The sequence below is a fragment of the Burkholderia sp. MSMB1826 genome, from assembly GCF_001526325.1.
GTDB lineage: Bacteria > Pseudomonadota > Gammaproteobacteria > Burkholderiales > Burkholderiaceae > Burkholderia.
The window spans coordinates 1-19,657 of the sequence record NZ_LOYN01000006.1 but is presented as its reverse complement, the minus strand read 5'-3'; the positions used below and the strand labels follow the sequence as shown (position 1 = coordinate 19,657).

Annotated in this window: 16 protein-coding genes and 1 pseudogene; 6 read left to right on the top strand and 11 right to left on the bottom strand. The window is 67.7% G+C overall.

What is annotated here, in order from left to right; all coding sequences use genetic code 11:
• Positions 1–151: 151 nt before the first annotated feature.
• The 5 genes from WS95_RS01650 to argS form a co-directional block, all read right to left on the bottom strand.
• Positions 152–1,747: an ABC transporter substrate-binding protein gene (locus WS95_RS01650; protein ID WP_034208514.1), complete on the bottom strand. Its 1,596-nt coding sequence runs from the start codon at positions 1,745–1,747 to the stop codon at positions 152–154.
• A 420-nt stretch (positions 1,748–2,167) separates the two neighbouring features.
• Complete coding sequence (locus tag WS95_RS01645; protein ID WP_059785319.1) at positions 2,168–2,941, bottom strand: SDR family oxidoreductase; 774 nt, start codon at positions 2,939–2,941, stop codon at positions 2,168–2,170.
• A gap of 19 nt (positions 2,942–2,960) precedes the next feature.
• The gene (locus WS95_RS01640) at positions 2,961–3,599 is read right to left on the bottom strand and encodes a thiol:disulfide interchange protein DsbA/DsbL (RefSeq protein WP_059821947.1); all 639 of its coding nucleotides are present in this window, start codon (positions 3,597–3,599) and stop codon (positions 2,961–2,963) included.
• Between the two features lie 69 nt (positions 3,600–3,668).
• Positions 3,669–4,553, bottom strand: a complete 885-nt coding sequence (locus WS95_RS01635; RefSeq protein WP_034208511.1) for an SPOR domain-containing protein — start codon at positions 4,551–4,553, stop codon at positions 3,669–3,671.
• Positions 4,554–4,701: 148 nt separating this feature from the next.
• Entirely contained in the window at positions 4,702–6,483 is a 1,782-nt protein-coding gene (gene argS, locus WS95_RS01630; protein ID WP_059821945.1) for an arginine--tRNA ligase, read from the bottom strand.
• Positions 6,484–6,683: 200 nt separating this feature from the next.
• On the opposite strand from argS, the gene WS95_RS01625 reads away from it, so the two are divergent.
• Positions 6,684–7,007, top strand: coding sequence for a DUF1840 domain-containing protein (locus tag WS95_RS01625; RefSeq protein WP_006489103.1), 324 nt, complete (start codon positions 6,684–6,686; stop codon positions 7,005–7,007).
• 306 nt (positions 7,008–7,313) lie between these two features.
• On the opposite strand, the gene WS95_RS01620 is transcribed toward WS95_RS01625, so the two are convergent.
• The 6 genes from WS95_RS01620 to WS95_RS01595 form a co-directional block, all read right to left on the bottom strand.
• Positions 7,314–7,901 (bottom strand): hypothetical protein, encoded by a 588-nt coding sequence (locus WS95_RS01620; protein WP_059821943.1) that lies wholly within the window; start codon positions 7,899–7,901, stop codon positions 7,314–7,316.
• A 146-nt stretch (positions 7,902–8,047) separates the two neighbouring features.
• On the bottom strand, positions 8,048–10,765 hold the full coding sequence (gene metH, locus WS95_RS01615; RefSeq protein ID WP_059785313.1) for a methionine synthase: 2,718 nt from the start codon (positions 10,763–10,765) through the stop codon (positions 8,048–8,050).
• A gap of 42 nt (positions 10,766–10,807) precedes the next feature.
• Positions 10,808–11,875 (bottom strand): homocysteine S-methyltransferase family protein, encoded by a 1,068-nt coding sequence (locus WS95_RS01610; protein WP_034208508.1) that lies wholly within the window; start codon positions 11,873–11,875, stop codon positions 10,808–10,810.
• A 201-nt stretch (positions 11,876–12,076) separates the two neighbouring features.
• On the bottom strand, positions 12,077–12,334 hold the full coding sequence (locus WS95_RS01605; RefSeq protein WP_006477667.1) for a BTH_I0359 family protein: 258 nt from the start codon (positions 12,332–12,334) through the stop codon (positions 12,077–12,079).
• 244 nt (positions 12,335–12,578) lie between these two features.
• A complete protein-coding gene (locus WS95_RS01600) occupies positions 12,579–13,832 on the bottom strand; it encodes a DUF3108 domain-containing protein (protein ID WP_059822006.1) in 1,254 nt (417 codons plus the stop codon).
• Positions 13,833–13,946: 114 nt separating this feature from the next.
• Positions 13,947–14,813 (bottom strand): IclR family transcriptional regulator, encoded by an 867-nt coding sequence (locus tag WS95_RS01595; RefSeq protein WP_034208506.1) that lies wholly within the window; start codon positions 14,811–14,813, stop codon positions 13,947–13,949.
• A 127-nt stretch (positions 14,814–14,940) separates the two neighbouring features.
• Here WS95_RS01595 and WS95_RS01590 point away from each other — a divergent pair, with 127 nt between their 5' ends.
• From WS95_RS01590 to WS95_RS01570, 5 genes and pseudogenes are all read left to right on the top strand, one after another.
• Positions 14,941–15,933: a fumarylacetoacetate hydrolase family protein gene (locus tag WS95_RS01590; RefSeq protein ID WP_059821942.1), complete on the top strand. Its 993-nt coding sequence runs from the start codon at positions 14,941–14,943 to the stop codon at positions 15,931–15,933.
• A 132-nt stretch (positions 15,934–16,065) separates the two neighbouring features.
• A complete protein-coding gene (locus tag WS95_RS01585) occupies positions 16,066–16,893 on the top strand; it encodes an enoyl-CoA hydratase/isomerase family protein (RefSeq protein ID WP_059821940.1) in 828 nt (275 codons plus the stop codon).
• Positions 16,894–16,974: 81 nt separating this feature from the next.
• Positions 16,975–17,730 (top strand): PhaM family polyhydroxyalkanoate granule multifunctional regulatory protein, encoded by a 756-nt coding sequence (locus WS95_RS01580; RefSeq protein WP_059821938.1) that lies wholly within the window; start codon positions 16,975–16,977, stop codon positions 17,728–17,730.
• Positions 17,731–17,754: 24 nt separating this feature from the next.
• Positions 17,755–18,981: a patatin-like phospholipase family protein gene (locus tag WS95_RS01575; RefSeq protein ID WP_059506346.1), complete on the top strand. Its 1,227-nt coding sequence runs from the start codon at positions 17,755–17,757 to the stop codon at positions 18,979–18,981.
• 466 nt (positions 18,982–19,447) lie between these two features.
• Positions 19,448–19,657: pseudogene (locus WS95_RS01570) on the top strand (ferritin-like domain-containing protein); the annotation flags it as partial.

Sequence of the window (19,657 nt, the reverse complement as noted above, 5' to 3'; positions counted from 1 at the left end):
ACGGCGGCGAAAACATTTTGGGAAGGCTTAGATGTTCACTTGGGCTGGCGTCCGGTATGAGGAATGAGCGCGCAGTGTAGCAAGCGCGGCGCGCGGGCCGCAAGCGACGGCCCGACGCACCGTCGCTTGCGCGCCACGCGCGCGGGGCGCGTTACTGCACGGCGACCGTCGTGAAGTTCTGCCGCCCGAACGGACTGACGCGATAGCCGCTCACGTTCGTGCGCGTGAGCGCGGCCGCGGTCGGGTAGCCGAGCGGGATCCACAGCGCCTGGTCGTGGATGATCTTCTGCGCGCTTTCGTACAGCTTCGCGCGCTTGGCCTGGTCGGCGGTCGACTTGCCGTCGGCGATCAGCTTGTCGAGCTGCGCATCGCAGAAGCGCGCGAAGTTGATGCCCGACTTCACCGCGTTGCAACTGAACAGCGGCGACAGGTAGTTGTCCGGATCGCCGTTGTCGCCGGCCCAGCCCATGAACAGCATGTCATGCTGGCCGAGCTTCGCCTGCTTGATCAGCTCGCCCCATTCGATCACCTTGACCTCGGCCTTCACGCCGATCTTCGCGAGGTCGGCCTGCAGCAGTTCCGCGCCGACCTTCGGGTTCGGGTTCAGCACGCTGCCGGTCGGGCGCGTCCAGATGGTCGTCGAGAAACCGTTCGGGAAGCCGGCCTGCGCGAGCAACTGTTTCGCCTTCGCCGGATCGTACGCATACGGCGCGACGTCCTTCGCGTAGCTCCACGTGTTCGGCGGATACGGGTTGTTCGCGGCCGTCGCGGTATTGTCGAACACGACCTTCAGGTAGGTTGCGCGGTCGAACGCGAGATTCAGCGCCTCGCGCACCTTGTCGTTGTCGAGCGGCTTCTTCTGCGTGTTCAACGCGACGAACGCGGTCATGAACGCGGGCGTCTGCACGACCTTCAGCGCGCTTTCGCCCTTCGCGGCGAGCACGTCCTGCGGCTTCGGCGACAGCGCGATCTGGCATTCGCCGGCCTTCACCTTCTGCAGGCGCACCGACGGGTCGGGTGTGATCGCGTAGATCAGCCGGTCGACCTTCGGCTTCGTGCCCCAGTACGTCGGATTCGCGTCGTAGCGGATCAGCGCGTCCTTCGTATAGCTCTTCAGCACGAACGGGCCGGTGCCGACCGGCTTCGCGTTCAGGTCGGCCTGCTTGCCGGCCTTCAGCAGCTGGTCCGCGTACTCGGCCGAGTAGATCGACGCGAAGCCCATCGTCAGGATCGGCACGAACGTCGCGTTCGGTTCGTTCAGCACGAACTTCACCGTGCTGTCGTCGACTTTCGTGACCGACTTCACGAGCTTCACGAGGCCCATCGACTGCGCGTGCGGGAAGCCGCTCGCGCCGGCCACCTTGTGCCACGGATTCGCATCGTCGAGCATCCGCGTGAACGTGAACACGACGTCGTCCGCATCGAGCGGGCGGCCCGGCTTGAAATAGTCGGTGGTCTGGAACGCGACGTTCGGGCGCAGGTGGAACGTGTACGTGAGGCCGTCGGCGCTCGTTTCCCATTTGTCGGCGAGCGCGGGCACGACCTTCTTCGTGGCTTCGTCGTAGGACACGAGCGTGTTGAAGATCACGTCGGCCGATGCGTTGGTCGTGACGAGCGAGTTGTACTGCACGACGTCGAAACCGTCCGGGCTCGATTCCGTGCAGACGGTGAGCGGCTTGGCGGCGGCGAGGCCGGGGGCGGCAAGAGCGGCGGCGACGGCGGCCGCGGCGAACAGCTTGACGTGCATAGGATCTCCCACGTGGCGCGTGTTTTTCGCTGGATGACGGAGGCAGGCGCGGCCCGGAAGCAGGCAGGGCCGGCGCGGCTGGCGAATAGCATACCGTCAAAGCGCGCGACGCGTGAAAAAAGGCGCCGGAACGCGGCGAATTGACCGAAAAACGGCTGCGTTCGCGACGGAACGGGTGTCGATGCAGCGGAAGGTGCGGCTGAAGCGGCGGGAAGGCGGGAAGGCGGGAAGGCGGGAAGGCGGGAAGGCGGGAAGGCGGGAAGGCGGGAAGGCGGACGACGGAGAAGGCGGGGTCAGCGCGTCGAAGCATGCGGCGGACGTGGCGAATAGGCCGTGGAAGGCGTCGCCAAACCGGCGCGTCGACGCGTCGGCGCAGCGAGAAGGCCCGGCGTACATCGCGCGGGCCGTCTCGGCGGATCGTCAGTGCGCGCCGGCCTTCGGCTTGCGCGGCGCCTTTTCGAACAGGCGATCGTACAGCCAGCGCGGCAGCACGTGCAGCACCTTCGCGACGACACCCATTTGCCACGGAATCACGCGGAACGCGTGCTGCCGGGCGATCGCGCGTGCCGCGCGCGCGGCGAAGCGGTCGGCGTCCATCAGGAACGGCATCCGGTACGGGTTGTGCGCGGTCATCGGCGTGCGAATGTAGCCGGGCGCGATCGTCACGACGCCGACGCCGGCCGGGCGCAGTTCGACGCGCAACGCCTCGAGATACTTGATCGCGGCCGATTTCGACGCGCTGTACGCGCCGGAGCCGGGCAGTCCGCGCACGCCGGCGACGCTCGCGACGCCGACCAGCGTGCCGTGGCGCGCGGCCGTCATCGGGCCGACGAACGGCTCGAACGTCGCGACCATCCCGTAGTAGTTGATGTCCATCACGTCGCGGAACGCCGCGAGATCGCCCTGGCCGGTGACGGCGCCCTGGCTGATGCCCGCGTTCGCGATCACGACGTCGGGGCAGCCGTGCGCGGCGATGAACGATGCGGCGGCCGTTGCGAGCGCATCGGCGTCGCGCACGTCGGCGGAATAGACGGAGACGGACAGCGTCGGGAAACGCCGCGCGAACGCATCGAGTGCATCGGTGCGTCGCGCGACGAGCGCGAGCGTGGCGCCCTGGCGGGCGTATTCCTCGGCCATCGCGAGGCCGAGGCCGCTCGACGCGCCGGTGATGAAGACCTTCAGCGGAGTAGTCATGCCGGCGCGCGGGCGGGGATCAGAGCTTCTTGTCCTGGACCTGCTTCACGAGAAAGTCGAGCACCTGGGCGGTACCCGGGATGCTGTTCGTGTAAGCCGGGCCCGTCTTGTACTTGCCCTGGACGACGACCGTCGGCACGCCGTCGATCGCGTAGTCCTTTAGCAGCTTGGCCGACTGGTTCACTTCGCCCTGCACGCTGAACGAGTTGTACGCGTCCATGAACTTCTTCTTGTCGACGCTCTGCGTGGCCAGGAAATCGGCCTGCGCCTGCGGCGTCAGCAGGTAGTTCTTCTGCTTGTGGATCGCGTTGAAGATCGCCGGCGTGACCTTCTCGGAGATGCCGAGTGCGGACACCGCATAGAACAGCTTCGAGTGCGGGAGGAAATCGTCACGGAAAGCGACCGGCACGCGCTTGAAGTCGATGTTGTTGCCCTGTTTCTTCACCCAGGCCTCGATCGTCGGCTCGAATTCGTAGCAGTGCGGGCAGCCGTACCAGAAGAACTCGATCACCTCGACCTTGCCGGCCGGCGCGGACACCGGCTGCGGCGACTTCATCACCTCGAAGTCCTTGCCGGACACCGGTGCGGCGGGCGTCGCCTGGGCCAGGCCGGCAGCCAGGCCGAGGGACAGAAGGAGCGTGCTAAGCAGTTTTTTCATGTTGTGGACGTCGAATCGGTTGCTCGGGTTACGAAACGTAACGGGTTCTGCGTGGGTGCGGCCGGCTGCTTACTGCTTCGTGAAGCGGATCACCGCCGTGTCGACACCTGCATCGGACAGGCGCTGACGGGCCGAGTTCATATCCTCGAACTTCGAGAACGGACCGACGCGCACGCGGAAATAGGTCACGCCGCTGACGTCGCGTTTCGACACCTTCGATTCGAAGCCCTGGAAGCCGAGGCGCGCACGCTGCTGCTCGGCATCGCCTTCCGTCTTGTACGCACCGACCTGCAGGAAGTAGCCGGTGTTCGCGTCGTTCGCGGTCGGCGGCTTCGCGGCCGCCGCGGCCGTGGCCGACGACGTCGGCTTCGGCGTGTTCGCGGCCTGCTGCTGTTGCTGCTTTTGCGCGGCGGCTTGCTGCGCCTGCTTCTGCGCGGCGAAGCGTGCGAGGTCGTCCTCGCCGCCTTGCTGCTGTTGCTGCGCCTGTTGCGTCTTCTTCGGCGGCGGCGTGGTGTCGGCCGGCTTCGGTGCGACGGCGACGCCGTTGCCCGACGACGGCGTGTTCGACGCGGTGTTGCTCGAGCCGGTGGCGCCGTTCGTGTTACCCGACGGCGGCACTTCGACGATCTGCGGCTCGGGCAGCAGGCCGCCCTGGGTCTGGTTCGCGGCCTGGCCGGGCGCGGTGTTCGGCGGTGCGGGCTGCGCGGCCTGCGGCACCGGCTGGCCGGGCGTCTTGCCCTGCAGCGCGCGGTTCGGGTCGAACTGCTGCGGCTGGCTCGCGCCGTTGTCGGCCGGCGGCGGCGCGACCTTCGACACGAACGGCGACGGCGAACGCGTGATGTAGAGCGCCACCACCACGGCGATCGCGAGGCCGACGATCAGGCCCAGCACGATTCCAAGAAATGTTCCTCCGGCTTGTTTCGATTGTTTCGAAGTGCGGCGTGGTTGTGCCATTGCTTGAGTCACCTGCAAAAAGAATCGTGAAAAGGCTGCGACGGGCATCCGACGGCGGGCATCCGATGACGGGCATCCGATGACGGGCATCCGGCGGCGGGCGCTGCCGCGGCCATTCGCGGCCCGGTTCGGGCCGCGCTGACATCCGTTACATCTTGGCGGGCGCGGATACGCCGAGCACTGCCAGGCCGTTCTCGAGCACCTGCCGGGTCGCGGCAAGCAGCGCGGCGCGCGCATTGCGCGGCGCTTCGTCGTCGACCAGCACGCGCTCCGCATTGTAGAACGAGTGGAATTCGCCAGCGAGATCGCGCAGGTAGAACGCGACCGCGTGCGGCGCGAGCTCGTTCGCCGCGTGCGTGAGCATGTCCGGGTACTCGGCCAGCTTCTGCATCAGCGATGCCGCTTGCGCGCTGGTCAGTTGCGACAGGTCGGCGCCCGGCAGTTGCGCGACGTCGACGTTGTAGCGCGACTTCAGTTCGTTGAGCACCGAGCAGATCCGCGCATGCGCGTACTGCACGTAATAGACCGGGTTCTCGTCGTTCTGTTTCAACGCGAGGTCGATGTCGAACACGAACTCGGTATCGGCCTTGCGCGAGATCAGGAAGAAACGCACCGCGTCGCGGCCGCGCGTGATGGTCGCCTCGTCGATCAGGTCGGGCGCCGCTTCCTGGCCCGCCGCCGCGCCGCCCGACCATTCGATCAGGTCGCGCACCGTCACGTAGCTGCCCGCGCGCTTCGAGATCTTCACTTCCTGGCCGTCGCGCATCACGGTGACCATCTTGTGCAGCACGTAGTCGGGATAGCCCTTCGGGATCCCGATGTGCAGCCCCTGCAGGCCGGCGCGCACGCGCGCGATCGTGCCGTGGTGGTCCGAACCCTGGATGTTGATCACCTTCGTGAAGCCGCGCTCCCACTTCGTCACGTGATACGCGACGTCCGGCACGAAGTACGTGTACGTGCCGTCCGACTTGCGCATCACGCGATCCTTGTCGTCGCCTTCGTCGGTCGTGCGCAGCCACAGCGCGCCGTCCTGCTCGTAGGTCATGCCGGCCTTGACCAGCGCGTCGACCGTCTTCTCGACGCGGCCTTCGCTGTACAGCGACGATTCGAGGTAGTACTGGTCGAACTTCACGCCGAATGCCTGCAGGTCCATGTCCTGCTCGCGACGCAGGTACGTGACCGCGAACTTGCGGATCGCGTCGAGATCCTCGACGTCGCCCGCGCCCTTGACCGGCTCGCCGTCCGATGCGGCGACCGTTTCGCCGTTCAGGTAGTCGCGCGCGATGTCGGCGATGTACTCGCCGTTGTACGCGGCTTCCGGCCAGCCCGCGTCGCCCGGCTTCAGGCCGCGGGCGCGCGCCTGCGTCGAGATCGCCAGGTTGCCGATCTGCACGCCCGCGTCGTTGTAGTAGAACTCGCGGTGCACCGTGTAGCCCTGGCTCGCGATCACGTTTGCGAGCACGTCGCCGAGCGCGGCCTGGCGGCCGTGGCCGACGTGCAGCGGGCCCGTCGGATTGGCCGACACGAATTCGAGCAGCACCCGCTTGCCCTTCTCGCGATCCGACGTGCCGAACGCGCGGCCCTGGTCGAACACGGCGGCGATCACCGCCTGCTTCGCGGCGGCCGACAGGCGCAGGTTGATGAAGCCGGGGCCGGCGATCTCGGCGGCTTCGACGAGGCCTTGCGCGGCCGGCTGCGCGGTGAGTGCGGCGACGATCCGTTCGGCGAGCTGGCGCGGGTTCGTGCCGAGCGGCTTCGCGAGCTGCATCGCGACGTTGCACGCGACGTCGCCGTGCGCGGCGACCTTCGGGCGCTCCAGCGTGATGGCCGGGGCGACGAATGCCGCGTCGGCGCCTTTCAGCGCGTGTGCGACCTGCTTGACGCTATCCGCGAGCAGGGCTTCGAGGGTCTGTTTGTGTGCTGGCAGCATGCTGGTAGAAGGCTTCGTTGGTGGCGGCCGGAAACGCCGGGCCGCCGGCGCGCTTTTTAAGCGCGCGTTTCAGGGATCGCAGAATTTTAACAGGTGCTAATATGCCGCTCAGGCGGCCCGCGTCCGCGAGGCCGGACGCCGGTCTGTCGGCGTTCCCCAACCGCGCCGCGCAGGCACAACAAGATGAAAAGGGAATTGTCATGATTACGTTCAAGAGCAAGGCGGCACAGGATCTCGACGTGCTGAAGGATTTCGCCGTGTATGTGCTGGGTCTCGTCGGCAAGCAGCTGGGCGAGCGCGGTGTGATCACGCACGACGAACTGGACCACGCGATCGCCAAGCTGGAAGGCGCGGTCGCGCAGGCGAAGCAGGAGCGTGCGGAGCACGCCGGCCATTTCCACGAGGACGAAGCCGACCACGCGCACCACGAAGTGCCGCCGAGCCTGGCCCAACGCGTCGCGCCGTTCCTGACGATGCTGCGCGAGGCGAAGGCCGGTCAGGCCGACGTGCACTGGGGCTTCTGAGCTTCCTTGCCGGGCGGGTCGACAGGTTCGCCAGACACGAAAAAGCCCGCTTTCGAGCGGGCTTTTTCTTTTGTCTGATGAAATTGGTGCAGGACAAGGGCGAGCGCGAAATCCGGGGCGGCAGTGCGGCGCCTGCCTTGACCGACAGGTGAAATTCCTTATAATTCAACGCAAGACTGTGTGAAAGCGGGTGCGAAAACATAGCGCCGCCCGAGCAATCGGGCCCCACCTGGAGTGGGTATTTCGTCGCGAGACGGAAAGAGAGTCCCGCATACGACGGCTGCCGAAAGGCGGCCGTTGGTTTTTCTACGCCCGGATCCTGCGGCCTTCGAGGCTTGCGCGCAGCAACGTGCGCAACGCGACTTTCCGGGCTTCCCGCTGGCGTCGGGTCAGGCCGCCATCCAGCATGTAGGCCGACTGCACGCGCAGGACGAGCCGGCGTTTTCTGGTCCGGTCCCTCGAAACCTCGAAGAACACTGCATAGACGCGTTGCGTGCCGTCCGATGCGACGGCTTCCACCGTGACGAAATTGGGCTGCCGTTCATCCGCGACAACGATCCGCCGCTTCGCCAGCCCGACGATCACGCCGCGCAACAGCGCCCGTGACGCGCGATACCGGTCCACGCAGAGTACGCGCGTCTCGCGGCCATCGTCGTAAATCTCGTCGTCCGGAATGGTGTCGCGGGTGCGTCCGTCCCATTTGAAGCTGCGTGTGAAGCAGTGGCAGGAGAACAGGACCAGTACCGTCACGTCGAAGCCGGTTTCCAGATCGCATGTGAACGTCAACGGGCGCAAGTGGCTCAGGTCCCAGCTTTCGCCGCGATAGCGGGTCGGCGGAAACGGACCGGCGGCGTCGAGCGGTGTTTCGCTGATCCTGATATCGAAGGAAGGCATGGCGGAGCGAATGTCGGATCCAGAGGCCGTGGCCTCGACCGGTGAATATTGAGATTAGTTATCCTGATTAAATGACGACATGCACAACGCGCCCCGGGATCGGGGCGCGTCATGGCGAGCCGCAGCGGGTACCGCGGCTCGATCGGTTACAACTGCGGCGCGAGCGCGCGGCGCGCGTCGTCGAGCGACAGCGCCATGCGCTGCGCGTAGTCCTCGAGCTGATCCTGCCCGATTTTGCCGACCGAGAAATAGCGGCTGTCCGGATGCGCGAGGTAGAAGCCCGACACGCTCGCCGCCGGCAGCATCGCCAGCGAATCCGTCACGCTCATGCCGATCTCGTCCGCGTGCAGCACGTCGAACATGTCGCGTTTCACGAGGTGGTCGGGGCAGGCCGGGTAGCCGGGCGCCGGGCGGATGCCCGCGTACTTCTCGGCGATCAGCGCGTCGTTGTCGAGCGTCTCGCCGCTCGCGTAGCCCCACAGCTCGCGCCGCACGCGTGCGTGCATCGCTTCCGCGAACGCTTCCGCGAAACGGTCGGCGAGCGCCTTCAGCATGATCGCGCTGTAGTCGTCGTGGTCGGCTTCGAACTGCTTTTCCTTCGCGTCGACGCCGAGGCCGGCCGTCACCGCGAACATCCCGATGTAGTCGGCGACGCCCGATTCCTTCGGCGCGATGAAATCGGCGAGCGAACGGTTCGGCCGCATCACGCCGTCGACGACCGGACGCACGCTTTGCTGGCGCAGGTTGCGCCACGTGAGCAGCACTTCCGAGCGCGACTCGTCGCTGTAGATCTCGATGTCGTCGTCGTTCACCGTGTTCGCCGGCAGCAGCGCGATCACGCCGTTCGCGGTCAGCCAGCGGCCCTGGATCAGCCGCGCGAGCATCGACTTCGCGTCGGAAAACACGCGCCGCGCCGATTCGCCGACGATCTCGTCGTTCAGGATCGCCGGGTATGGCCCCGCGAGGTCCCAGGTCTGGAAGAACGGGCCCCAGTCGATGTAGTTCGCGAGCTCGTTCAGGTCGTAGTTCTTGAATACGCGCCGCCCGATGAACTTCGGCTTCACCGGCGTGTAGTTCGCCCAGTCGACCTTGGTCTTGTTCGCGCGCGCCTCTCCGAGCGTGACCATCGGCTGCGCCTTGCGATTCGCGTGCTGGTCGCGGATGCGTTCGTAGTCCGACTTCAGCTCGTCGAGGTACTTCGCCGCGCCTTCGTCCGACAGCAGGTTCGACGCGACCGACACCGAGCGCGACGCGTCCGGCACGTAGACGACCGGGCCTTCGTAGTGCGGCGCGATCTTCACGGCCGTGTGCACGCGCGACGTCGTGGCGCCGCCGATCAAGAGCGGGATCTTCTTCACGCGGAAGTAGTCGTCGCGCTGCATTTCGGACGCGACGTACGCCATTTCCTCGAGGCTCGGCGTGATGAGGCCCGACAGCCCGATGATGTCCGCGCCCTCGACCTTCGCCTTCGCGAGGATCTCGTTGCACGGGACCATCACGCCCATGTTGACCACTTCGAAGTTGTTGCACTGGAGCACGACCGACACGATGTTCTTGCCGATGTCGTGCACGTCGCCCTTCACGGTCGCGATGACGATCTTGCCCTTCGCGCGCACGTCGCCGCCCGCTTCCGCGAGCAGGCGCTTTTCTTCCTCGATGAACGGGATCAGGTGGGCGACCGCCTGCTTCATCACGCGCGCCGACTTCACGACCTGCGGCAGGAACATCTTGCCCTGGCCGAACAGATCGCCGACGACGTTCATCCCGTCCATCAGCGGCCCTTCGATCACGTTGATCGGGCGGCCGCCGGCGGCGGCGATCTTCGCGCGCGCTTCTTCGGTGTCCTCGACGATGAAGTTCGTGATCCCGTGCACGAGCGCATGCGCGAGCCGCTTCTCGACCGGCTGGTTGCGCCATTCGAGGTTTTCTTCCTTCTTCGCGGCGCCGGTCTTGAACTTGTCGGCGATCTCGAGCAGGCGATCGGTGGAATCCGGCCGGCGGTTCAGGATCACGTCCTCGACGCGCTCGCGCAGTTCGGGATCGAGATCCGCGTACACGCCGAGCTGGCCCGCGTTCACGATCCCCATGTCCATCCCGGCCTGGATCGCGTGATACAGGAACACGGTATGGATCGCCTCGCGCACCGGGTCGTTGCCGCGGAACGAGAACGACACGTTCGACACGCCGCCGCTCACCTTCGCGTACGGCAGGTTCTGCTTGATCCAGCGGGTCGCCTCGATGAAGTCGACCGCGTAGTTGTTGTGCTCGTCGATGCCGGTCGCGACCGCGAAGATGTTTGGGTCGAAGATGATGTCTTCCGGCGGGAAGCCGACTTCGTTCACGAGGAAGTCGTACGAGCGCTTGCAGATCTCGGTCTTGCGTTCGTAGGTGTCGGCCTGGCCGGTTTCGTCGAACGCCATCACGACCGCGGCCGCGCCGTAGCGGCGGATCAGGTTCGCGTGGTGGCGGAACGCGTCCTCGCCTTCCTTCAGCGAGATCGAGTTCACGATCGCCTTGCCCTGCACGCACTTCAGGCCGGCCTCGATCACGTCCCACTTCGACGAGTCGATCATGATCGGCACGCGCGCGATGTCCGGCTCCGACGCGATCAGGTTGAGGAAGCGCACCATCGCCGCCTTCGAATCGAGCATCGCTTCGTCCATGTTGACGTCGATCACCTGCGCGCCGTTCTCGACCTGCTGGCGTGCGACGGCGAGCGCCTCGTCGAACTGGCCGTTGAGGATCATCCGTGCGAACGCCTTCGAGCCGGTGACGTTGGTGCGTTCGCCGACGTTGATGAAGAGCGTCCCGGGCGTGACGTTGAACGGCTCGAGGCCGGCAAGGCGCATCATGTGATCGGTCATGGCGGTGCGGATTCTGGTGATGAAGGACGTGGGGCGGTCGGGTCAGGCGTTGTCGCTGTACTGGTTCGGCCAGCGGCGCGGCTTCACGCCGGCGAGCGCCTTCGCGATCTCGGCGATGTGTTCGGGTGTCGTGCCGCAGCAGCCGCCCGCGAGGTTCACGAGCCCGGCCTGCGCGAATTCCTTCAGCAGGCCCGACGTGACGTCGGGGGTTTCGTCGAAACCGGTGTCGCTCATCGGGTTCGGCAGGCCCGCGTTCGGGTAGCACGACACGTAGGTGTCGCACAGCTTCGCGAGCTCGGCGATGTACGGGCGCATCAGCGCCGCGCCGAGCGCGCAGTTCAGGCCGAACGTGAGCGGCTTCGCGTGACGCAGCGAATTCCAGAACGCTTCTACCGTCTGGCCCGACAGGATCCGGCCGGACGCATCGGTGACGGTGCCCGAGATCATGATCGGCAGGCGCTCGCCGGTGTCCTCGAACAGCTCGTCGAGCGCGAACAGCGCGGCCTTGGCGTTCAGCGTGTCGAAGATCGTTTCGACGAGGAACAGGTCGACGCCGCCGTCGAGCAGCGCCTTCGCCTGCTGGTAGTACGCGTCGCGCAGCTCGTCGAACGTGACGTTGCGCGCGCCCGGATCGTTGACGTCCGGCGAGATGCTGGCCGTCTTCGGCGTCGGCCCGATCGCGCCGGCGACGAAGCGCGGTTTGTCCGGCGTCGCGTATTTCGCGGCCGATTCGCGTGCGAGCTTCGCCGATTCGACGTTCATCTCGACGACGAGCTCTTCCATTCCGTAGTCGGCCTGCGCGACGGTCGTCGCGCCGAACGTGTTCGTTTCGACGATGTCGGCGCCGGCCGCGAAGTACTGGTCGTGGATCTCGCGGATGATCTGCGGCTGCGTGAGCGACAGCAGCTCGTTGTTGCCCTTGATGTCGCGCGGGAAATCCTTGAAGCGCTCGCCGCGATACGCGGCCTCGTCGAGCTTGTAGCGCTGGATCATCGTGCCCATCGCGCCGTCGAGGATCAGGATGCGCGATTTCAGCAGCGCGGGCAGGGCGGCGCCGCGCGTGTAGGGCGCGTCGAGCGGGACGGAAGCGGCGAGAGGAGTCGCAGACATGGGCGAAAGACCGGCGAAGACGGAAAACCGTCATTGTAGCCGGTGCGTCAAGCGGTCGCCGTCGCTCGCCGCGCCGGCCGGACGGCCCGTCAAATGAAAGCCCCCGCCGGCGAACCGGACGGGGGCAGGATCGGAGTGCACGCGGCGCCGCGCGGGGCGCGGCGAATGGCCCGGCCGCGCGACGCGCCGGGCCGCGAGTCGTCAGTGCAGCACGACGGGCATCATCATCAGGCTGTCGAATTGTCCGAGGAATTCGTCGACTTCGTCGAGCGACGGTTCATCCTCGATCAGCTGCTTCACGTGCGCGCGGAATCGCTCGGCAAGTTCGCCGTCGATGAAGATTTCGCGCTGCGCGTTCTTGTCGACGATTTCGTATCCGCCGGCATTCATCAGGTGATGGCCGGCCTGCGGCGCAAATTCGACGACGCAGTAGTTGGGGCTGTTGTAGATCATTTGCATGGCGGCACTCCTCTTCGCAGTGGCATCTGGCCTTGTTGTCCCCTAGGTGGGGCGAGCCTTGCCGGTTTCAAGGGGCTTGCGCTGCACACCCCGTTCTCCCGTTTGCGTGGGGTGTATCGGTTAGAAGCCGATGTCTATCAAACGTTTCTCATTGTGAGCCGGTGGACTGAAATAGTTGTTAAAGAGTGTCATCGGCCATTTTTCGGAAATCTGTAGTCGGTCGAAATTGCCGATTCGTGCGCGTTCACTGTGTGACAGCCGATGAGGCAGGCGGTTGCATCGTCGCGGGCGGTGCCGCTTGCGCCGGTGGCGCGGGCGGCGCGGCCGATGCATCGGCTGCCGGCGCGATGGCGGGCGGGTTCATTGCGCCGCTTGCCGGTGCGGCATCGGCAGGCACGTTCGGTGCGGCGAGGCGGCCGTGCCACAGCAGCTCGATCTGCGCACCGTTCGGCTCGCTCTGCACGAGCCGCGCGGGCAGCCAGCCGAGCGACGGCGCGAGCCACATGTCGATGCGGCGCGTGTCGCCTTCGCGGCGCGGCAGGCGCATGAAGTGCCGCGCGGCGACGATGCCGGCCTGCGTCTGCACCTGCTCGTCGCCGATCACGGTGATCGGCCAGGTCTCGCCGCTGTTGTTGTCGATCACGAAGAATTGCTGCGTGACGCCCGGTTTGTAGGCGGCGGGATTGCCGCGCACGAGTCCCGACAACTGCATCAGCATGCTGAAGCGGTCCTGCACGCCGTCGGGCAGCGGCGCGTTGTTCGGCGTGCGCGTGAACACGACCTGGCGGATCTCGCGGTTGAAGATCGCGATGTCTTCCGGCCGCTTGCCGCGCTTCTCGACGTAACGGTCGGGCGCGACGCCGAACGCGTCGATGCGGCCTTCGCTGCGATAGGCGAACGGGCCGACGAACGGCACGGGCATCGATACCGACAGGTCGTAGGCGTGCCCGTCGGTGCGCCAGTGGATCGTGCCGATCATGTTCTGCATGCCGTTGTAGAACGTGTCGTACTGCAGGTCGCCGGACGGCGGCACGGCGAACTTCACGCCGGTCGTCGCGGGGCCCGGTGTCGCGGCGCCGGCGCTGGCGGCCGATGCGGCGTGTGCGCCCGAGGCGCCCGGCGTACCGCTTGCCGCGGATGCGGCGGCAGCCGGCGGTTCGCCGTGCTCGGCCGTCTGCGTCGACGTGAGGACCGGCTCGCGCGACGGCGCGGGTTTCGGCGGGGCCGCCTGCGGCGCGGCGGCCTTGGGCGCGGCCGGGCGTTCGACCGGCTTCGGCGCCGGCGGCGCCGGCTGGCGCTCGATCGGCTGCGGTTTCAGCAATTCGATCTGCACGGGGATGTCCGCGGGCGGCGGCGGCGTGAACGATTCGCGGTTGCGCATCAGCCAGAACCCGGCGAGCGCATGCAGCACCAGCACGGCGACGAGCGCGACGCCCACGCGCAACCAGCGGCGGGGCAGGGCGTGACTCGGGCGAAGGTCGGCAGGCTGTATGGGCATCGGAACGGGATCGGGGCGCTTGCTTGACGTCGGGCGCGCGCCGCGCGCCACAGGAATCGGACCGCCGGATGCGCCGCGCGTTCGCGATGCGTGACGTGGCGTGAACCGGAGGCGTCAGGCGTCGCGTGCGTCGGGACTATAGCCGAGTTCGTAAGACAGTTTCCGTGCGCACGCGCGCAGCGCGGTGTCGATCTCGCCGCCCCACGCGATGTCGAACGAGCCTTCCTGGCCGAGCGCGACGATCGCGAGCGCGAGTTCGCCGACCGCGTCGAACACCGGCATGCAGAACGCGTGGATCGTCGGCAGCAGCATCCCTTCGACGCGCGCGGCCTGGTGCGCGCGCACGTCGGCGAGCACCGCTTCGACTTCGTCGAGCGTGCGCGGGCCGCCGTGGTGCGGCGAGCGGCGCGTATCGGCGAGCTCGCGCTCGAGCATCGCGGCGGTCTTGCTGCGCGGCAGGTACGCGGCGAACAGCAGCCCCGTCGCGGAGCCGAGCAGCGGCATCACGTCGCCGAGCTTCAGCGACGCCTTCGCCGGATGGCTCGATTCCATCCAGTGCACGATCGTCGGCCCCTGGTTGCCCCATACCGCGATGCCGACCGTCTGGTCGAGACGGTCGCGGAATTCGGTCAGCGCGATCCGCGCGAGCTTCACGCCGTCGACGCGCGCGAGCCGCGCGAGGCCCATCTGCAACGCGAAGCCGCCCAGCTCGTAGCGGCCCGAGACGGGATCCTGCGACACGACGCCGAGCCGCGAGAAGCTGACCAGATAGCGGTGCGCCTTCGCCGGACTCATGCCCGCGCGCTGCGCGAGATCGCGCAGCATCATCGCGCGCGGCTCGCTCGTCAGCACGTCGAGCAGGCGGAAGCCGACCTCGATCGACTGGATGCCGGAACGGACCTTCTCGCCGTGGTCGCCGGACGCGGCGTCGTCGGTATCGGAGTCGGCGAGATCGTCGTCGGGAAGCGGGCTGGCGGGCATGGGCAACGGGTGCGCGAAAATGCGTCGGGAAACGGGGCGAAAACGGCGCGCGCCATCATCGCGCGCCGCATGGATTCACCATCGTAAAATAGATTCCCTCCATCGTCACTAAAACGGCCAATCCCCTATGAAACTTGCTTCGCTGAAGGACGGCACGCGCGACGGCCAGCTGATCGTCGTGTCGCGCGACCTGCACACCGCGGCGATTGCCGATGCGATCGCGCCGACGCTGCAGCGCGTCCTCGACGACTGGGCGTTCTATGCGCCGCAACTGCGCGACCTGTACGACGCGCTGAACCACGGCCGCGCGCGCAACGCGTTCGCATTCGATCCGGCCGACTGCATGGCGCCGCTGCCGCGCGCGTTCCAGTGGGCCGACGGCTCCGCGTACGTGAACCACGTCGAGCTCGTGCGCCGCGCGCGCGGTGCCGAGATGCCGCCCGAGTTCTGGACCGATCCGCTGATGTACCAAGGCGGCAGCGACGATTTCCTCGGGCCGCGCGACGACGTCGTGTGCCCGTCGGAGGAATGGGGCATCGATTTCGAGGCGGAAGTCGCGGTGATCACCGGCGACGTGCCGATGAGCGTGTCGCCCGACGACGCGCTGAAGGCCGTGCGGCTCGTCACGCTCGTGAACGACGTGTCGCTGCGCAACCTGATTCCGGCCGAACTCGCGAAGGGCTTCGGCTTCTTCCAGAGCAAGCCGGCCACGGCGTTCGCGCCGGTCGCCGTCACGCCCGACGAGCTCGGCGACGAGTGGCGCGCGGGCCGCGTGCACCGCCCGATGATCGTCCACTGGAACGGCAAGAAGGTCGGCCAGCCCGACGCCGGCACCGACATGGTGTTCCACTTCGGCCAGCTGATCGCGCACGCGGCGAAGACGCGCAACCTGCGTGCCGGCTCGATCGTCGGCTCCGGCACGGTATCGAACAAGGACGCGAAGCGCGGCTACTGCTGCATCGCCGAGAAGCGTTGCCTCGAGACGCTCGAGCACGGCGCGCCGCAGACCGAATTCATGCGCTACGGCGATACCGTGCGCATCGAGATGTTCGATGCGGCCGGCAAGTCGATCTTCGGCGCGATCGAGCAGTCGGTCGCCCCGCCCGACGGCGCGGCATAAGCCGCGCGGCGCACGCCACGCAGCGGCGAAACCCGGCTTCGGCCCGCGCGCCGGGTTTCGCCCGATGTTTGACCGCGCGGGCTTGGCTACACTCGATTCAAGCGTTCGAGCACGTCGAACAAGGAGCAGCAGATGGCCGATCTTGCCGCGTACGGCGGTTACGAAGCACTGAAGGTGACGCGCCGCGACCATGGCGTGCTCGACATCGTGATGAGCGGCGAGGGCGCGAACCGCAGCGGCCTTGCGACCGCGAACGCCCGCATGCATCGCGAGCTCGCCGACATCTGGCGCGACGTCGATCGCGATCCCGACACGCGCGTCGCGGTGATCCGCAGCGAAGGCAAGGGCTTTTCGGCGGGCGGCGATCTCGCGCTCGTCGAGGACATGGCGAACGATTTCGACGTGCGCGCCCGCGTATGGCGCGAGGCGCGCGACCTCGTCTACAACGTGATCAACTGCAGCAAGCCGATCGTGTCGGCGATGCATGGCCCGGCCGTCGGCGCGGGGCTCGTCGCCGGGCTGCTCGCCGACATCTCGATCGCCGCGAAGGACGCGCGCATCATCGACGGCCACACGCGGCTCGGCGTCGCGGCCGGCGACCACGCGGCGATCGTGTGGCCGCTGCTGTGCGGGATGGCGAAGGCGAAGTACTACCTGATGCTGTGCGAGCCCGTGAGCGGCGACGAGGCCGAGCGGATCGGGCTGGTCTCGCTCGCGGTCGAGCCGGCCGACCTGCTGCCGAAGGCGTACGAAGTGGCCGAGCGGCTCGCGCACGGGTCGCAGTCGGCGATCCGCTGGACCAAGTACGCGCTGAACAACTGGCTGCGCACTGCCGGGCCGACCTTCGATACGTCGCTTGCGCTCGAATTCATGGGTTTTTCGGGGCCCGACGTGCAGGAAGGCATCCGTTCGCTGCGCGAGCGGCGCCCGCCCGCGTTTCCCGGCGACGCGCCGTTCTGACGCGCGCGCTATGATCGAACCACGCGCGGCTGCGCGACGCACGGCGGCCGCCTCGCTCCCCCAGTCAACCAGGATGCCCGTATGACGACCGATGCCTCCGGCGCCAACCCTTTCGCCGGCTTTGCCGGGTTCCAGCCCGCCGACATGATGGACCGGATGTGGGACATGATCCGGATGTCGCCGTTCGGCGGGATGGCGCCGTTTCCGGGCGCCGCGCACGGGCTGCCGCCGTCGCTGTCGAGCATGTCCGACATGATGGCGCCGCTCACGAACGTCGAGGAGCTCGACAAACGGATCACCGATCTGCGTGCGGTCGAGCAGTGGCTGAAGCTCAATCTCGGGATGCTGCAGTCGGCGATCCAGGCGCTCGAGGTGCAGCGCGCGACGCTCGCGACGCTGCGCGCGTTCGGCGCGTTCGCGCAAAGCTCGATGTCGGCGGCCGAGGAAGCGGCCGTGGCCGCCGCGCAGGCCGCGAAACCCGCATCGGCGGGCGAGGCCGCGCCCGACCCTGCGGCATCGGCCGCCGCGGCGTCCGATGCGGATGCGCCGGCGGGCGACCCCGCGCAGCAGCCGTTCGACCCGGCCGGCTGGTGGAACCTGCTGCAGACGCAATTCAACCAGCTCGCGAGCCTCGCGATGGCGCAGCCGGGCATGCAGCCTGCCGCGCCGGGCGCCGCGTCGCCGCAGGCCGCTGCCGCGCCGGAATCCGCGGCGAAGCCGGCCGCGGCTGCGCCGCGCAAGCCCGCCGCGAAGCGTGCGAAGCCGTCCGGTTCGGCCGCGGCCCGCGCGGCGGCCGCGTCGTCGCCCGAAACGCGTCCGCCGAAGCGCTCGACGTGATGCGGCGCAGGTAGCAGGTCGATCATGCGACTCGCGCTCGTTCTGATGGGAGGCGGCGCGCGCGCCGCCTACCAGGTCGGCGTGCTCAAGGCGCTGGCCGAAATCGCGCGCGAGGCCGATCCACGGCGGCACACGCTGCCGTTCGCGGTCGTGTGCGGCTCGTCGGCCGGCGCGATCAACGCGACGTCGATCGCCAGCCACGCGGACGATTTTTCCCATGGCGTGCGGCGCCTGCTCGAATTCTGGGAGCCGCTGCGCGCCGAATACGTGTACCGCACCGACTGGCTCGGCATCGCGGCCGCCGGCGCGCGCTGGCTCGCGACGATGACGTTCGGCTGGGCGGCTCGCCGCTCGCCGCGCGGGCTGCTCGACAACACGCCGCTCGCGCACCTGCTGCAGCGCGAGCTGAGCTTTCACCGGATCGAGCAGATGCTGGAGGCGCGCCTGCTGCACGCGCTCGCGATCACCGCGCTCAGCTATTCGAGCGGCCGGCACCTCACGTTCTACCAGGCCGCCGAGCCGATCCAGGCGTGGCGGCGCGCGCAACGCACCGCGCGGCTCGTCGACTTGTCGGCGTCGCACCTGCTCGCGTCGTCGGCCATTCCGTTCGTGTTTCCGGCCGTGCCGCTCGTGCTTGACGGGCAGATCGAGTACTTCGGCGACGGCTCGATCCGGCAGATCGCGCCGCTGTCGCCGGCGATCCACTTCGGCGCGCACCGGATCGTCGTCATCGGCGCGGCCGATCCGCGGCCCGAGATTCCGGCCGCGAACGGCGCGGGCCGGGCACGCGGCTATCCGACGCTCGCACAGATCGGCCAGCAGGTGCTCGCGAGCGTGTTCCTCGACTCGATCGGCTCGGACATCGAACGGATCGAGCACATCAACCGGATGATCGAGCACCTGCCGCACCAGGTCGAAGTCGACAGCGGCTGGCGGCACGTCGACGTGCTCGCGATCGCGCCGTCCGAGCGCATCGAGCTGATTGCCGCGAAGCACCTGAAGCAGATGCCGGCGACGATGCGCGGGCTGCTCGGTGCGATCGGCGGCAGCCAGCCGGCCGGCGCGTCGTTCGCCAGTTACCTGCTGTTCGAGGAGGCGTTCACGCGCGAGCTGATCGAGCTCGGCTACCGCGACGGCCGGGCGCAGCGGGAGACACTCGCCGACTGGATCGCGCATGCGGACGGCGGCAGCGCGCCGGCGGCCGGCACGCCGCCCGAAGACGGCCTCGCGACCGGCGAAATGCGGGTCTGACACGCGCAGGCGTACTGTCAGGTTGTGTTTTCGCGACGGCCGGCCGCGACCGATCGCCGCACCTTGGTTGGCGGCACGCGACCGGGCGGGCGTCTCGGAACCGTCATGCACGCGTGCTATCATGGCCGCCGCCGTATACACCATATCGAGCAGCCCGCCGATCCGGCATCCGCACGGGGACCTTTCGGGGCACCCGCCTGGGGCAGGGGACGGGCGCGCCAACGAGCCGGCCAGCGCCGGCCCCCACTCAGGCAAGCGCGGCCGGCTTCGTCCGAACGGAGCGGGTTGCGGCATGCCCAACGGCGGCAACGCGGCCGCCTGGCTGCCGGACGAGGAATCGGCGTCCGGCGGGCCGGTTTCCCGCGTAAAATTACAGTCTTGGCTGCAAAAAGCGCGCGTGGCGCGCTTGCGCGGCAACAGTCACGTTTAGAGAAGTCGCATTGCGCAGAACAGGGGTGGGACCATCATGAACACCATGCTTTATCCGGAACTTTACAGGTCGCTCGAAGCCGTCCGCTGGGACATGGAGAAGGACATTCCGTGGGACAAGTTCGACGCTTCGCTGCTCACCGACGAGCAGGCGAAGACGATCAAGATGAACGCGATCACCGAATGGTCGGCGCTGCCCGCGACGGAAATGTTCCTGCGCGACAACCAGCACGACAGCGACTTTTCC